Raw genomic sequence first — 15,458 nt, 5'->3', positions numbered from 1 at the left:
GGAAAGAATCGGGTTTCTTGAAGGCATTGGATGCCGCAAGACGGGGTATTCGTGCGTTGGAATCGTCAGGTATCACCGATCTCGCCGCCGACGTAGGAGACCGACATGGCCATCGCCGACCTCTTCACCCGCCCCGCCGCCACCGGCACAACCGCAGCGGGCGCCGCTCCCCGCCGCGCGCGGCCCGACCTCGGCGCCCGGCCGTCGGCGGCATCCGGTCCTCTCGGCGATCTCGTCGCCTGGGTCGACGAGATCGCCGCGCTCACGCAGCCCGATCGGGTCCACTGGGTCGACGGGTCGGCGGCCGAGAACGACGCACTGCTGCGCGAGATGGTCGACGAGGGCAAGCTCATCAAGCTCAACCCCGAGTGGCGGCCCGGGTCATACCTCGCGCGCTCGCACCCGAGCGACGTCGCCCGCACCGAGGCGCGGACCTTCATCGCGTCCGAGCGCGAGGAGGATGCCGGCCCCACCAACAACTGGATCGCACCCGACGACATCCGGGCGACCATCACACCCCTGTTCGCGGGTTCGATGCGCGGGCGCACCATGTACGTCGTGCCGTTCTCGATGGGGGCGGTCGGCGGCCCGCTCTCGCACATCGGCGTGCAGGTCACCGACAGCGCCTACGCGGTGGCGTCGATCGGCATCATGACCCGCGTCGGGGCGGCCGTGCTCGACGAGATCGCCGGCGGCAAGCCCTGGGTCAAGACCGTCCACTCGGTCGGCGCGCCGCTGTCACCCGGCGAGGCGGATGTCGCGTGGCCGTGCAACGACGAGAAGTACATCGTCCACTTCCCCGACACCCTCGAGGTCTGGTCGTTTGGGTCGGGCTACGGCGGCAACGCCATCCTCGCCAAGAAGTGCTTCGCGCTGCGCATCGCGTCGGTGATCGGCCGCGATGAGGGTTGGCTCGCCGAGCACATGCTGCTCATCCGGGTCATCGACCCGGCAGGCAAGGCGTACCACGTGGCCGCGGCGTTCCCCTCGGCCTGCGGCAAGACGAACCTCGCCATGCTGCGCCCGACCATCCCGGGGTGGCGCGTCGAGACCCTCGGCGACGACATCGCGTGGCTGCGTCCGGGATCCGACGGCCGGCTGTGGGCGATCAACCCCGAGGCCGGGTTCTTCGGCGTCGCGCCGGGCACCGGCGAGTCGACCAACGTCACGGCGGTCGAGACGCTCTGGGGCAACACGATCTTCACGAACGTGGCGCTGCGTCCCGACGGCGACGTCTGGTGGGAGGGCCTCACGGATGAGGCGCCCGCCGAGCTCATCGACTGGGAGGGCAAGCCCTGGACCCCCGACTCGGGTCGGCCGGCCGCGCACCCCAACTCGCGCTTCACCGTCAGCGCCGCTCAGTGCCCGCAGATCGCGTCGGACTGGGATGCCGCCGAGGGCGTGCCACTCGACGCCATCCTCTTCGGTGGTCGCCGGGCGACGAACGTCCCCCTCGTCGTCGAGGCGACCGACTGGACGCACGGCGTCTTCATCGGCTCGAACATCTCGTCGGAGCGCACGGCGGCGGCCGAGGGGACGCTCGGGGAACTCCGCCGCGACCCCTTCGCCATGCTGCCGTTCTGCGGCTACAACATGGGCGACTACTTCGCCCACTGGCTGAAGGTCGGGCAGCAGCTGCGGTTCGACCGGGCCCCCCGCGTCTTCCAGGTGAACTGGTTCCGCAAGGGCAGCGACGGGCGCTTCCTGTGGCCCGGGTTCGGCGACAACTCGCGCGTCATCGACTGGATCGTGCGGCGCCTGAACGGCGAGGTCGGCGCGGTCGACAGCCCGATCGGACGCCTCCCGCGCACCGAGGACCTCAACCTCGACGGCATCGAGGTACCGCAGCGCGATCTCGATGAGCTGTTCGCGGTCGACACGGACTCGTGGCTGCGCGAGGCCGACCTCACCGAGGAGTTCTACGACACCTTCGGTGACCGGCTGCCCGCGGCGCTGCGTGCCGAGCTCGAGGCCCTGCGCTACCGCCTCGGCCACCGGGCCTGACCCCGGCCCGCCACGAGAACACACCGTCGCCGCGAGAACGCACCGGAAAGGGTGCACGTTCGCGGCGATGGTGCGTTCTCGCGGGAAGGGCGGGCGGGCGCGGCCCGTCAAACCAGGAGCTGGTGCTTCGCGAGGTCGCGGTACAGCGGGACCGTGGCGACGAGCTCGGAGTGCGTGCCCTGGCCGACGACCCGGCCGTGGTCGAGCACCACGATGACGTCGCTGTCGACGACGGTCGAGAGCCGGTGCGCGATGACCACGAGGGTGCGGCCCGTCGCGACGGCGTCGATCGCCTCGCGCATCCGCTGCTCGTTGAGTCCGTCGAGCGAGGACGTCGACTCGTCCAGCAGCAGGATCGGGGGCGCAGCGAGCAGCGCGCGGGCGATCGCGAGGCGCTGACGCTCGCCGCCCGAGAGCATGACGCCCGCCTCGCCGACGGGCGCCTGAAGACCGAGCTCGCTGCGCTGGAGCACATCGCCGAGGTTGACGGCGCGCAGCACACGCTCGCACTCCGCGTCCGTAGCCTCGGGCGAGGCGAGGCGCAGGTTGTCGGCGATCGTGCCGGCGAGGGTGGGGGCGTCCTGCTCGACGTAACCGAGCTGCGCGCGCAGCTCGGCCCGGGGGAGGGACCGGATGTCGTCACCCCCGACGAGAACCGCTCCGCCGGTGACGTCGTAGAACCGCTCGATCAGGGCGAGGGTCGTCGACTTGCCCGCACCCGACGGGCCGACGAGGGCCACGCGCGCACCGCGGGGAACGCGGAAGCTCACGCCGCGGAGCACCTCGCCCTCGGGGACGGCGGTCGCTCCGGCTGTCGCTGCGGACGAGGCGGCGGCGTCTGCGCCGTTCGCCGGCGAACCCGTCTCATCGGCCGTGACCGCAGCGACCGCCGAGGTGTCGACGCGGGCGTCCGCGAGGGTGCGCAACGCTTCGTCGGATGCCGAGCGCCGGGCGGCGACGACGGCCTCGGGGTAGCGGAAGTGCACGTCTCGGAACTCGATCGCGACATCGCTGTCGCCCGAGACGGCTACGGCGGCTGCGGCATCCGGATCGGCCGATTCCTCCGTGGGCAGGTCGAGCACTTCCTGGATGCGGCCGAGCGCGCCGAGCGCCTGATTGACCGAGGTGATCGCCCCGAGGAACGACGCGAGCGGCTGCACGAGGAAGAACAGGAACATCACGAACGTCACCAGGCTCGCGATCGAGATGGCGCCCGAGGCGACGCGGTATCCGCCGACGCCGAGCACGACGAGCAGTGACAGCTGCAGCGCGACGCCCGCGACGGGGACGACGAGGGCCGACGCCTTCGCGACGCGCACGCCCGCGTCGTACGCCTGGCGCGCGGCTTCCGTGACGGCGGCCTCCTCGCGCTCGGTCGCGCCCGCCGCGCGGATCGTGCGGATCGATCCGATCGCCCGCTCGACACCCGAGGCCAGCTCGCCGACCCGTTCCTGCTGTTCGCGCGTGGCGCGACGGATGCGGGTGCTGAGCCCCACGACGACGGCGACCGAGGCTCCGATCACGATGACGATGAGCAGCAGCAGCAGCGGGTCGATGAAGAGCATCGCGACGATCGCGCCGACGAAGATGAGCGCGTTGCCGACCGAGTCGGCGAGCCCCTGGGTGAGCACGGCGTAGAGCAGCGTCGTGTCGGTGCCCACGCGCGAGACCAGGTCGCCGGTGCGACGGGCGTCGAACTCGGAGATCGGCAGTCGGAGCAGGCGCGCGATGAGCCTGCGGCGGCTCGAGAACACCACCGCGGTGCCGGTGCGCTGGAGCAGATAGTGCTGGTAAGCGCCGATGGCCGACGAGACGACGACGAGGATCACGAGCGCCCACACGAGGATGCCGAGGGTGTCACCCACCTGCACACGCTCGATGACCTGCCCGACGACGAGCGGCTGGCCGAGCGTGGCCACCGCCTCGACGATGCTGAGCACCGCGACCGCCACCAGCACGCCCTTGTGCTCGAACAGGTACGGGAGCAGCTGCGACAGGCGGGCGCGCGGGCCCTCGTCGGTGCGGCGGCGGCCGCCGCGCATGCGGCTGCGGGTGTCGGACATGCGGTTCCCTCGGTTCGGCGAAGCTCTCTCCTTCGACCGTACTTCTTTCATCGAGGGTGGTTGTCCGTCCGCGGCATCGATGGAAGAGTGCCCGGATGCGTTCGATCACGAAACGTCAGGCGGCACCGCTTGCCGCGGCCGCGTTCGTCGTGCTCACGCTCGCCGGCTGCACCGGCCCGGTGGCAGACCGCGAAGCGGCAGAGCCGTCGGCATCCGTCGGTTCCACGCCATCTCCCACGCCGACATCCGACGCGCGCACCGACGAGCAGCAGTTGCCCCTGCCGGTCGATGAGATCGCGGACTGGGCCAAGACAGCGGTGCCCCGGTCTTCGGACACCACCGGCATGGGGACGCTGTCGGGGTGGCTGAGTCAGCACACGTCCGCACACCAGACGTCGCAGTTCTCGTCGCTCCCCGCCGGGACGTACCAGGCGCAGGTCGCGTGCCGCGGTGCCGGCACGATCACGGTGACCGCGGGCCCGATCGACAGCGCGTCATCGGGCGATCCCGTGACGTGCGACAACAGCACGATCGCCTTCGACGTGACCATCGAGCAGCCGGGCGTGAGTGTCACCATGGACCTCGCCGGCGACCCCACCATCTACGCGCTCTCGCTGGAGCGGACTGCTTAGCCCCTCAGCGCTCGACGAGAACGCCGTCGGCGTCAGCCCAGACGTGTCGGCCCGGCGTGAAGACCACGCCGCCGATGGTGACCGGAACGTCGACCTCGCCGAGGCCGTCCTTCGCGCTCTTGCGGGGGTTCGAGCCGAGCGCCTTGACGCCGAGGTCGAGCGACGCGATCGCGACACGATCGCGGATCGCCCCGTTCACGATGATGCCCGCCCAGCCGTTCTCGACCGCCGACGCGGCGATCAGGTCGCCCACGAGAGCCGACTCGAGCGATCCGCCGCCGTCGACGACGAGCACGGCGCCGCCGCCCGGCGTCGCGAGCACGCGCTTCACGAGCGCGTTGTCGCGATGACAGCGCACGGTGCGGATCGGTCCCGCGAAGGAGGTCCGGCCGCCGAGGTCGAGGAACTGGACGCCGAGCGAGTCGAGCTCGTCGCCGCGTTCGTCATAGAGGTCTGCGGTGGCGGTCGTCATGTCGACAGGGTAGCGGCCACCGCCGAGTCCAAGCCGTCAGGCGCCCGTCGCGATGGGTCGATCGGGATGCTGCGACCACTGGCTCCACGAGCCGGGGTAGAGCACCGGCCGGTATCCCGCGAGGCTGAGGGCGATGGCCTCGTGCGCGGCGCTGACGCCCGAGCCGCAGTAGACGCCGACCGTCGCGCCGGGTTCTGCGCCCAGCGCCGCGAACCGTTCGCGCAGCTCGTCCGAGCTCCGGAACCGCCCCGACTCATCGCTGTTCTGCGTCGTCGGGGCGGACACCGCGCCCGGGATGTGGCCGGCGCGCGGGTCCATCGGCTCGACCTCGCCGCGGAACCGGTCGCCGGCGCGGGCGTCGAGCAGCAGACCGGTGCGGGCCTGATCGAGGACGTCGTCGATCCCGAGCACCGGCAACTCGCCGGGCGAGACGACCGCGGTACCCGGGCGCACGTCTGCCGCGTCGCCCTCCTCGAGGTCGAACCCCGCGTCGATCCAGGCGGCGAGGGCGCCGTCGAGCACCCGGACGTCGGCGATGCCGGCATCCCGCAGCACCCACCAGGCGCGGCCGCTCGCCAGGTTGGCGACATCGTCGTAGACCACGACGGTGTCGCCCTCGTCGATGCCCCAGTCGCGCACGGCGGCCTGCAGCGTCTCAGGGGAGGGCAGCGGATGCCGGCCCTCCGTCGGCTCGCCGTGCTCGGCGAGCTGGGTGTCGAGGTCGGCGTAGCGCGCGCCGGGGATGTGGCCCGCGCGGAACGCCGGGCGTCCGTCGGGGCGGTCGAGCCACCACCTGACGTCGAGCACCCGCACGAGGCCGCCGTCGGGGTAGCGGCCCGCCCCGATGGCGGTCCGGAGTTCAGCGGCAGTGGTGAGGATGCGGTCCATGCGTGCGATTCTCGCGCACCGCGGCCCCGGTCGTCGTCGGACGTCGTCGCTAGTGTTGTCGCGTGCCAGAATCCGTCATCTCCGCCCGTGGGCTGCGCAAGACCTATGCCGTGAAGGGCAAGCCCGACTTCGTCGCCGTCGATGACCTGTCGTTCGAGGTGGCGCCCGGAGAGTCCTTCGGGCTGCTCGGCCCGAACGGCGCGGGAAAGTCGACCACGATGAAGATGATCGGCGCGGTGTCCACCCGCAGCGGCGGCGACCTGCAGATCCTCGGGCTCGATCCCGATCGCTACGGCCCCGAGATCCGATCCCGGCTCGGGGTGGTGCCCCAGCAGGACAACCTCGACGGCGAGCTGAACGCCCGCGAGAACCTCTACATCTACGGGCGGTACTTCGGTCTTCCGGGCAAGGTCTGCCACGAGAAGGCCGACGAGCTGCTCGCGTTCGCGCAGCTGGAGGACAAGGCCAAGAACAAGGTCGATCAGCTGTCGGGCGGCATGAAGCGGCGCCTCACGATCGCGCGCGGCCTCATCAACGACCCGCGCATCCTGCTGCTCGACGAACCGACGACGGGCCTCGACCCTCAGGCCCGCCACGTGCTGTGGGACCGGCTGTTCCGTCTGAAGGAGCGTGGCACGACGCTCGTCCTCACGACCCACTACATGGACGAGGCCGAGCAGCTGTGCGACCGACTCATCGTCGTCGACAAGGGGCGGATCATGGCCGAGGGCACGCCGGCCTCGCTCATCCGCGAGCACTCGAGCCGTGAAGTCCTCGAGGTGCGCTTCGGGTCCGACCGCAACGAGTCGGCGGCCGCTCAGCTGCGGGGCATCGGCGACCGCGTCGAGGTGCTGCCCGACCGCATCCTCGTCTACGCGCACGACGGTGAGGCGGCTCTCGAGCGTGTCTCGGCGGTGGGGCTCACGCCGTTGACGAGCCTCGTGCGCCGATCGAGCCTCGAAGACGTCTTCCTGCGCCTGACCGGACGGTCGCTGATCGAATGAGCACCCAGACCGCGCACCCCACGCTCGACGAGCTGCGCGCCGAGGCGATGGCCGGTGGGCGCAAGCCCCGGCGCTACGGCACCTGGTACGTCGCCGAGCACATGGTCCGTGCGATGCGCGCCTACGGCTGGACGATCGTCGTCGGCGCCGTCGGGCAGCCGATCATGTATCTGCTCGGGCTCGCGGTGGGCCTCGCCGCCCTCATCACCGCGCCGATCTCCTCCCACGGCCAGGAGGTCGGCTATCTCCCGTTCGTCGCGCCGGCGCTGCTCGTCACCGCCGCGATCGCCGTGGCCTCCGAGGAGATGACCTATCCCATGATGGCGGGCTTCAAGTGGCGCCGCTACTTCTACGGATTCAACGCGTCGGCGCTGTCGAGCCCCCAGATCGCGAACGGCGTCATCATCGGGGCCACCGCGCGGATGATCGTCGCCGTCTCCGCCTACTACCTCTTCATCTGGCTCCTGCCCTTCGGGGCTGTGCCGAATCCCACCACGGGTTGGCTGTCGATCCTCGCGGGCGTCGCGGCTGGAGTCGCCTTCGGCATCCCGCTCATGGCGTATGCCGGGTCGATCCAGGACGACAAAGGTCAGTTCGCTCTGGTGCAGCGGTTCATCTTCATGCCGATGTTCCTCTTCTCCGGCACGTTCTACCCCGTGGAGACCCTGCCGATCGGCCTGCAGTGGGTCGCGTGGATCTCGCCCCTGTGGCACGGCGCCGAGCTGGGGCGCGCGGCGACCTACGGGGCCGACATCGGTGCCGGGATGATCGCCGTGCACGTGCTCTACCTGCTCGCACTCGCCGCCGTCGGCTACCTCTGGGGCCGCCGTGTCTTCACCGAGAGGCTCGCGAAATGAGCGCCGTGATCGCGCCGGATACGCCGACGGGCCGCCGCGGGGGCGTACGCGCACTGTGGGCCGGCAACCCGGGCGCGGTCGTGCAGCGCGGTCTCATCGCGGCTCGTTCGTCGAGCTGGATCGTCGTGCTCTCGGGCTTCTTCGAGCCCGTGTTCTATCTCGCGTCTCTCGGCATCGGGCTCGGCGCCCTCATCGGCGAGATCGAGACCTCGTCGGGAGCCGAGGTCCCGTACGCGGCGTACATCGCTCCCGCGCTGCTCGCGGTCTCGGCGATGAATGGTGCCGTGTACGACTCGACGTGGAACGTCTTCTTCAAGCTCAACTACGGCAAGCTCTACGAGGGGATGCTGTCGACCTCGCTCGGGCCGCTCGACGTCGCCCTCGGCGAGATCCTGTACGCGCTGCTTCGCGGTCTCGTCTACGCCACCGGCTTCATGATCATCATGCAGGTGCTGGGGCTGAACCTCGCATGGACCGCCGTGCTCGCCCTCCCGGCGGTGCTGCTCATCGCCTTCGGGTTCGCGAGCATCGGCATGGCCGTCACGAGCTACATGAAGACCTTCCAGCACATGGACTGGATCAACTTCGTGCTGCTGCCGATGTTCCTGTTCTCGGCGACCTTCTACCCGATCACGGTCTATCCCGAGTGGGTGCAGGTGATCGTGCAGGCGCTGCCGCTGTGGCACGGCGTCGAGCTGATCCGCGGGCTGACAACCGGCATCCTCTCCGCCGGAATGCTGTGGCACGTGCTCTACTTCGTCGTGATGATCGGCCTCGGTCTGGTCTTCACCACGAAGCGGCTGCGCGCCCTGTTCCTCGACTGACCGCGCCCGGCGCTACGACTCGATGACCTCGCGGGCCTTGCCGATGCGGCGCGGATTGACCGGATGCGTCGCGAGCACGACCTTGCCGCGCGAATGCAGCCTCTGGAGGTCGTCGTACGCCTCCGCGACGTCCGCGAGCGGGTAGAAGCCCGACACGAGCGGCGAGACGACCCGCTTCTCGGCGAGCTCGACCACCTTCCGCAGTTGCGTCGTGCCGTGGGCGACAGCATCCGGACTGTCGGAGAGCAGGGCGACCTCACGGTCGCGCCGGTCAGCACTCGAACGGAATCTCCCCGCGGGCACGCCGAGAGTCTCGGCCACCTCGCGCCCATCCTGACCGAAGTTGTCGATGAACGCGGTCACGCCCCCGGGAGCGAGAGCGCGGATGCGCTCGACGATCCCCTCGCCGTAGCGCACCGGTTTGACCCCGAGCTGGCGCAGGTAGTCGAAGTTGCGCTCGCCGCACGTGCCGATGACCCGGGCGCCGCGATGCATCGCGATCTGCGCTTCGATGCTGCCGACGCCGCCGGCCGCTGCGGAGATGACGACGGTGTCGTCGGCGTCGATCTTGAGCTCGTCGAGGATGTCGAGCGCGGTGGTCCCCGCGAGATACAGCCCTCCCGCGGTCTCGAAGGTCACACCGCGAGGCTTGCGGACCAGCCGCTCCACCGCGACGGTGACGTGGCTCGCGTGCGCGCCCGATCGGAGGTGACCGACGACATCGGTGCCGACGGGGAACCCGCTGGTGCCGGGGCCTGCCGCGATGACGGTTCCCGCGAAGCAGCTGCCCGAGCGGCGCGGATAGGGGTCGTCCCACTCCTTCTCGGCGCCCGAGCGCACGAAGCCGTCGATGTGGTTGAGCCCCATCGTGATGACCTCGACCGTCACCTCCCCGGCTTCGGGCGCGGGGAGGGGGCGCTTCACGAGACGCAGGACCTCGGGCCCGCCGGGCTGCTCGTATTCGACGACGGATGCCTCGGTGACCTTCTTCATGACGGGCTCCTCACCTCAATGTGAGTCAGACAGTAGACCGCGAATGAGGGGGTGGGGAGACCTTGACAACGACGGATGCCGCGAGCCCGAGGGCCCGCGGCATCCGTCGTCCGAGGCGGGGATCAGCGTGTGGCTGCCGCCTCGCCGATGTTCGCGTCGTACTCGGAGTCCTTGGTCTCCTTCGATAGCCACAGGGCGATGAAGGTGAGCACGGCGGACGCCGTGAGGTACACGCCGACGAGCCAGGTCGAGCCGCCCGCGAGCGCCCACAGGGTCGTCGCGATGCTGGGCGCGACGGCGGCACCGAGGATCGACGCCACGTTGTACGAGATGGCCGAGCCGGTGTAGCGAACGTTGGTCGGGAACAGCTCGGGGAGCAGCGCGCCCATCGGGCCGAACGTCGCGCCCATGAGCATGAAGCCGAGCACGAGGAACGCCTGGACGAGCGCCCCGGTGAACTTCGGGTCGAGCTGCGGTGCGAGGAAGACCGCGAACAGCAGGCCGAACACCGCGATGACGCCGGTGACCCACAGCAGCAGCTTGCGGCGGCCGATCGAGTCGGCGACGGGGCCCGACAGCAGCGTGAAGATGCCGAAGAAGATCACGCCGACGATCTGCATGATGACGAAGTCGGTGAACCCGAACCCGAGGCCCGGAACGTAGGCCGCGGCGTCGAAGGCCGCGCCCGATGCCTCGGCGGTCGCCTGCGCGGTCTCGAGGGTCGGCTTGGTGCCGTACGCGAGGGTGAAGCTCGTCATCAGGTAGAAGAGCACGTAGGTCGCGAGCATGATGAAGGTGCCGAGGATCAGCGCGCGCCAGTGTCCGCGGATGACGGATCCGAGCGGGAACTTGCGGATGGCGCCGGTCTTCTCCGCCTTCGAGAACGTCTCGCTCTCGACGAGCTTGAGGCGCACCCACAGGCCGACGATGACCATGACGGCCGAGAACAGGAACGGCACGCGCCAGCCCCAGGCGAGGAACTCCTCGGAACGCTGGGCCGGGCCGTCGGGGTGCGGCAGCGCGAAGTAGATCACGAGGAAGACCGAGTTCGCGATGATGAAACCGATCGGCGCGCCCAGTTGGGGGAAGGTGCCGTACCAGGCGCGCTTGCCCTTCGGGGCGTTCTCGGTGGCGACGAGCGCCGCTCCCGACCATTCGCCGCCGAGGGCGAAGCCCTGCGCGAGACGCAGCACGAGGAGCAGCAGCGCCGCCCACCAGCCGATGTCGTTGAAGGTGGGGAGGCATCCGATGAGGATCGTCGCGATGCCCATCGTGAGGAGCGAGGCGACGAGGGTCGCCTTGCGGCCGAACTTGTCGCCGAAGTGGCCGAAGACGACGGCGCCGATGGGACGCGCGATCATCGCGGCGCCGAAGACCGCGAACGAGGCGAGGAGCGACGCGGTGTCGTCGTCGCTCGGGAAGAAGAGGATCGGGAAGACCAGGACCGCCGCGGTCGCGTAGACGTAGAAGTCGTAGAACTCGATCGTGGTGCCGACGAGGCTGGCGGTGATGACGCGGGAACGGGGGTTCGCGGGCGCGGTGGGAGCCGCGGTGGCGGATGACATGTGCGGTGTGATGCCTGTCTGGGAGAACGGGTGAGCGCCCTCGTGGGAGCGTGCCGGTGGGCGGACGTCCGAGGCGGGGTGGTGCGGCGGACGTTCGACGCGGGGATCACCGGCGGCGTCGACGGTGTCGGCGACGCACGATCGTCCATTCTACGGCGGATGCCGCGACCCGGTGTTCCGAGTCGCGGCATCCGCGCGTGGTGGACCGCAGTCCGGGGGTGTCAGCGCCAGAGCACCGCGATCGCGACGTTGGCCACCGTGCCGATTCCGATCAGCCAGAAGATGGCGGCGGGAACCGCCTGGGCGCGCTTCTGGCGGGCCGAGCCGATGCCCAGCAGCGCACCGATCACGAGCAGGATGACGAGCTTGACGGTGATCTTGACGTAGTTGAACTCGTGGTCGGTTCCCCACGGTGCTGCCAGGGCGAGCCCGGCGACACCGGCGACGAGGAGGCCGTAGCTCATGACCCGCGTGATGCGGCGGGCGCCGAGGGCTTCGACGAGCCAGGCGCCGAAGAGCGTGGCGAAACCGATGAGGTGGACGACGAGGACGATTCCGCGGAGGGTTTCCATACCCTCAGCCTAGCTGAAGGTATGGGGTGCCGACACAGTGTCAGCCGCGAAGCGAGCGCAGCGTCAGCGCCGTGCGCAGTGCAGCATCCGCCGCCTCCGCGCCCTTATCCTCCTTCGAGCCGGGCAGACCCGCCCGGTCGATGCCCTGCTGCTCGTCGTCGAGGGTGAGCACGCCGAAACCGACCGGCTTGCCCGTGTCGATCGCGACGCGCGTCAGCCCGTCGGTGGCCGCCGACGACACGAAGTCGAAGTGGGGCGTTCCGCCGCGGATGATGACGCCGAGGGCGACGACGGCATCCGCTCCGGAATCGAGCGCGGCCTTTGCCACGACCGGGAGCTCGAACGATCCCGGCACGCGCACGAGCCGCCAGGCCGCACCCGACTCCTCGAGCACGCGCTCGGCGCCGGCGATGAGACCGTCGGTGATGACGTCGTGCCACTGGCCGGCGACGACGACGACCTTCAGGTCGCCCGCGTCGATCTTCTGGCGTTCGGGAGCGCCGTGTCCGCTCATGCGATGTTCTCCGAGTTCTGTCGAGGGTCGGTGGTCTCGTCCGCGGGGGCCGCCACGGTGCCGCGGGCGAGCGCCGCGCTCAGCTCGGCGTCGTCGATGATGTGGCCCATGCGGTCGCGCTTCGTGGCGAGGTACTGGTGGTTGTTGGCGCCCACGCCGACGAGCAGCGGAACCTGCTCGGCGATGTCGAGGCCGAGCGCGCGCAGCTGCGACACCTTGTCGGAGTTGTTCGTCAGCAGGCGGATGCTGCCCACGCCGAGATCGGCGAGGATGCCGGCAGCCGCGGCGTAGTCGCGGGCGTCAGCGGGAAGCCCGAGCGCGAGATTCGCGTCGAGGGTGTCGAGCCCGCGCTCCTGCAGCTGGTAGGCGCGGAGCTTGTTGATCAGCCCGATGCCGCGACCTTCATGACCGCGCATGTAGATGACGATCCCGCCGTCGCGGTCGATCGCGTCGAGGGCGGCATCCAGTTGCGGGCCGCACTCGCACTTGAGCGAGCCGAACGCCTCGCCCGTGAGGCACTCCGAGTGCACACGCACGAGTGGGGCGGCATCTGCGAGGTCGCCCGAGACGACGGCGATGTGGTCGGTGCCGGTGACGCGGTCCTTGTACGCGAGGAAGCGGAACGTGCCGTGCGACGTCGGCACCTGCGCCTCGGCACGCAGGCTCACGCGGCGCCGGTTCGAAGCGGCGCCCCCGGCGGGACGGGGGTCGGTCTCGTCGAGGTGCGCGATGAGCTGCTCGATCGTGATGACCGGGATGCCGTCGCGCTCGCCGAGCTCGAGCAGGCCCGGCATCCGCATCATCGAGCCGTCGTCCGCGACGATCTCGGCGATCGCGCCGACCGGCTCGAGACCGGCGAGCTGCATCAGCTCGACCGCCGCTTCGGTGTGACCGCTGCGCTCGCGCACACCGCCCTCGACGGCGCGCAAAGGCAGGATGTGGCCCGGACGGATGACGCTGCCCGGCGTCGACGCGGGATCGGCGAGCACCGTGAGGGTGCGGGCGCGATCGGCCGCGCTGATGCCGGTGGTCACGCCGTCGGCGGCGTCGACCGAGACGGTGTAGGCGGTGCCGCGGGCATCCTCGTTCGTCTCGACCATCGGCGGGAGATCCAGCCGGTCGGCCCACTCGGCGGGCATCGGCGCGCAGATGAAGCCGCTCGAGTGACGGACCGTCCACGCGATCCACTCGGGTGTGGCGAGCGCGGCCGACAGGATGACGTCGCCTTCGTTCTCGCGGTTCTCATCGTCGGCGACGATGATCGGCTTTCCGGCCCGCAGCGCGTCGAGCGCCTCGGAGAGGGGAGAAAGGCTCATCGGGAGCCTCCTTCGTTCGAGTGGGTGGTGAATGCCAGCAACCGCTGGACGTGTCGGGCGAGGATGTCGGTCTCGAGGTTGACCGCGTCGCCGGCGCTCCGGTCGCCGAGGGTCGTCGCGGCGAGCGTCTCGGGGATGAGGGAGACCTCGAGCCAGGCCTCCGCGACGTGGGCGGCGCTCACGGCGCTGACGGTCAGGGAGACGCCGTCGACCGTGATCGACCCCTTGTCCACGACGAGCGGGGCGAGGTCGGCGGGCACGGAGATGCGCAGGACGCGCCACTGCTCGCCGGGGCGCACCTCCAGGACGTGGCCGAGTCCATCGACGTGTCCCTGCACGATGTGCCCGCCCAGCCGGGTGTGCGCCGCGAGCGCGCGTTCGAGGTTGACGGCCCGGCCCGGCTCGATCCCGGTGAGGCTCGACACGTCGAGGGTCTGGCGCATGACGTCTGCCGTGAACCAGTCGTCACCCTGGTCGACCACCGTGAGGCAGACGCCGCTGACGGCGATCGAGTCGCCGTGGCCGGCATCCGACACCGCCTTCGGCGCGCGCACGGTGATCCGCACGCCGTCGCCCGACGGCTCGACGGCAACGACCTCGCCGATCTCTTCGATGATTCCTGTGAACATCAGGCGTCTCCTTCGGACGGGGATGTCGGGGGCGCGGGGGAGGCGACGATCAGCAGGTCGTCGCCCAGGGTCTCGACCGAGCGCACGCGCAGACGTCGCTGGTCGGTGATCGTCTCGACGCCGAGCGAACGCAGCGCCGGGCGGTCGTCGCCGACCGTGCCGGAGCCGATGAGGGTCGGGGCGATGTAGGCGAGGATCTCATCGGCGAGCCCTGCCCGGATGAAGGCGCTGGCAATGGTCGGGCCGCCTTCGACGAAGACGCGCTGCACCCCGAGCTCACGCAACTGCGTCATCAGCGAGGGCTCGTTCGCGCTCTCGCCGCCGAGGTTCTCGCCGTCGCGGTGCAGGAGGGGCAGCGGGTGTCGACGCACGAGCGCGTCGTCGGGCACGGCACGCTGACCGAGGACGACGGGCATCGGCTGCCGCTCGTAGAGAGTGCCGTCGGGACGCCGCGCCGTCAGGGCGGGATCGTCGGAGAGCAGGGTGCCGGTGCCCACGACGATGGCGTCGGCCTCGCTGCGCCGGCGGTGGACGTCTGCTCGTGCGGCGGGGCCGGTGATCCACTGGCTCGTGCCGTCGGGGGCCGCGGCGCGACCGTCGAGCGACTGCGCCCACTTCACGGTGACGTGCGGGCGGCCGAGGCGCTGTACGGTGAGCCAGTCGTGGATGAGCGCGTGACCCTCGTCGGCGAGCACCCCGCCGACGACGTCGACCCCGGCAGCACGCAGGCGCTGCGCGCCGCCGGCCGATGCGTCGCCCGGGTCGGACGCGGAGTAGACCACCCGCGCCACGCCGGCCTCGATGAGCGCGAGCGCGCACGGGCCGGTGCGGCCGGTATGGTTGCAGGGCTCGAGGCTCACCACGGCGGTGGCGCCGCGGGCCGCGCCGGCGGAGAGCTGAGTGAGTGCGTCGACCTCGGCGTGGGGAGTGCCCGCGCCACGGTGCCAGCCCTCGGCGAGCACGGACCCGTCGGGTGCCAGGAGCACGGCGCCGACCTGCGGGTTCAGCCCGCGCGGACCGTTGCCGGCGAGCTCGAAAGCGCGACGCATCGCGGCGATCTCGCGGTCGGTGGTGCCCGGCATCCTTCGTCCTTCGGTCAGTCTCCGGGGACGCGGGCGGGCGCGC

The 15,458-nt window shown here is 70.6% G+C and carries 15 protein-coding genes; 5 read left to right on the top strand and 10 right to left on the bottom strand.

All coding sequences use genetic code 11. The features are described from left to right. Positions 1–105: 105 nt before the first annotated feature. On the top strand, positions 106–2,004 hold the full coding sequence (locus O1W71_RS11200) for a phosphoenolpyruvate carboxykinase (GTP) (RefSeq protein ID WP_269267912.1): 1,899 nt from the start codon (positions 106–108) through the stop codon (positions 2,002–2,004). A 107-nt stretch (positions 2,005–2,111) separates the two neighbouring features. Here O1W71_RS11200 and O1W71_RS11195 read toward each other — a convergent pair whose 3' ends face one another. Next, the gene (locus tag O1W71_RS11195) at positions 2,112–4,067 is read right to left on the bottom strand and encodes an ABC transporter ATP-binding protein (protein WP_269267910.1); all 1,956 of its coding nucleotides are present in this window, start codon (positions 4,065–4,067) and stop codon (positions 2,112–2,114) included. A 95-nt stretch (positions 4,068–4,162) separates the two neighbouring features. Between O1W71_RS11195 and O1W71_RS11190 the strand changes: the two genes are divergently transcribed. Next, positions 4,163–4,699, top strand: coding sequence for a hypothetical protein (locus O1W71_RS11190; protein ID WP_269267909.1), 537 nt, complete (start codon positions 4,163–4,165; stop codon positions 4,697–4,699). Positions 4,700–4,703: 4 nt separating this feature from the next. Here the strand turns inward: O1W71_RS11190 and rraA are convergent, their stop codons facing one another. Both rraA and O1W71_RS11180 read right to left on the bottom strand, forming a co-directional pair. Continuing rightward, positions 4,704–5,171: a ribonuclease E activity regulator RraA gene (gene rraA / locus O1W71_RS11185; protein WP_114588582.1), complete on the bottom strand. Its 468-nt coding sequence runs from the start codon at positions 5,169–5,171 to the stop codon at positions 4,704–4,706. A 36-nt stretch (positions 5,172–5,207) separates the two neighbouring features. Further along, entirely contained in the window at positions 5,208–6,059 is an 852-nt protein-coding gene (locus tag O1W71_RS11180) for a sulfurtransferase (protein ID WP_269267908.1), read from the bottom strand. Between the two features lie 62 nt (positions 6,060–6,121). Between O1W71_RS11180 and O1W71_RS11175 the strand changes: the two genes are divergently transcribed. Genes O1W71_RS11175 through O1W71_RS11165 form a run of 3 tightly spaced genes read left to right on the top strand, consistent with a single transcriptional unit; the run spans position 6,122 to position 8,744 of the window. Beyond that, the gene (locus O1W71_RS11175; protein ID WP_112617431.1) at positions 6,122–7,063 is read left to right on the top strand and encodes an ABC transporter ATP-binding protein; all 942 of its coding nucleotides are present in this window, start codon (positions 6,122–6,124) and stop codon (positions 7,061–7,063) included. Next, positions 7,060–7,920, top strand: a complete 861-nt coding sequence (locus O1W71_RS11170; protein WP_269267907.1) for an ABC transporter permease — start codon at positions 7,060–7,062, stop codon at positions 7,918–7,920. The genes O1W71_RS11175 and O1W71_RS11170 overlap by 4 nt, the downstream gene beginning before the upstream one ends. Next, positions 7,917–8,744 (top strand): ABC transporter permease, encoded by an 828-nt coding sequence (locus O1W71_RS11165; protein ID WP_269267905.1) that lies wholly within the window; start codon positions 7,917–7,919, stop codon positions 8,742–8,744. The genes O1W71_RS11170 and O1W71_RS11165 overlap by 4 nt, the downstream gene beginning before the upstream one ends. 12 nt (positions 8,745–8,756) lie before the next feature. Here O1W71_RS11165 and O1W71_RS11160 read toward each other — a convergent pair whose 3' ends face one another. The 7 genes from O1W71_RS11160 to ribD form a co-directional block, all read right to left on the bottom strand. Beyond that, complete coding sequence (locus tag O1W71_RS11160; protein WP_269267904.1) at positions 8,757–9,737, bottom strand: NADP-dependent oxidoreductase; 981 nt, start codon at positions 9,735–9,737, stop codon at positions 8,757–8,759. Between the two features lie 122 nt (positions 9,738–9,859). Continuing rightward, a complete protein-coding gene (locus tag O1W71_RS11155) occupies positions 9,860–11,302 on the bottom strand; it encodes an MFS transporter (protein WP_269267903.1) in 1,443 nt (480 codons plus the stop codon). Between the two features lie 221 nt (positions 11,303–11,523). Continuing rightward, on the bottom strand, positions 11,524–11,874 hold the full coding sequence (locus O1W71_RS11150; RefSeq protein WP_269267902.1) for a Fe-S protein: 351 nt from the start codon (positions 11,872–11,874) through the stop codon (positions 11,524–11,526). 40 nt (positions 11,875–11,914) lie between these two features. Next, positions 11,915–12,388 carry a 6,7-dimethyl-8-ribityllumazine synthase gene (gene ribH, locus O1W71_RS11145; RefSeq protein WP_112617425.1) on the bottom strand — a complete coding sequence of 158 codons (474 nt, stop codon included), beginning with the start codon at positions 12,386–12,388 and terminating at the stop codon, positions 11,915–11,917. After that, the gene (ribA, locus tag O1W71_RS11140) at positions 12,385–13,704 is read right to left on the bottom strand and encodes a GTP cyclohydrolase II (protein WP_114588578.1); all 1,320 of its coding nucleotides are present in this window, start codon (positions 13,702–13,704) and stop codon (positions 12,385–12,387) included. Before ribA ends, ribH begins: the two co-directional genes overlap by 4 nt. Continuing rightward, positions 13,701–14,333, bottom strand: coding sequence for a riboflavin synthase (locus tag O1W71_RS11135; RefSeq protein WP_269267899.1), 633 nt, complete (start codon positions 14,331–14,333; stop codon positions 13,701–13,703). The genes ribA and O1W71_RS11135 overlap by 4 nt, the downstream gene beginning before the upstream one ends. Further along, a complete protein-coding gene (gene ribD / locus O1W71_RS11130; protein WP_269267897.1) occupies positions 14,333–15,415 on the bottom strand; it encodes a bifunctional diaminohydroxyphosphoribosylaminopyrimidine deaminase/5-amino-6-(5-phosphoribosylamino)uracil reductase RibD in 1,083 nt (360 codons plus the stop codon). Before ribD ends, O1W71_RS11135 begins: the two co-directional genes overlap by 1 nt. Positions 15,416–15,458: the final 43 nt, after the last annotated feature.

The organism is Microbacterium sp. H37-C3 (assembly GCF_027157935.1).
GTDB classification, from domain to species: domain Bacteria; phylum Actinomycetota; class Actinomycetes; order Actinomycetales; family Microbacteriaceae; genus Microbacterium; species Microbacterium plantarum.
Note: the sequence above shows the minus strand (reverse complement) of the source record. Positions and strands in the feature narration are given on the sequence as shown.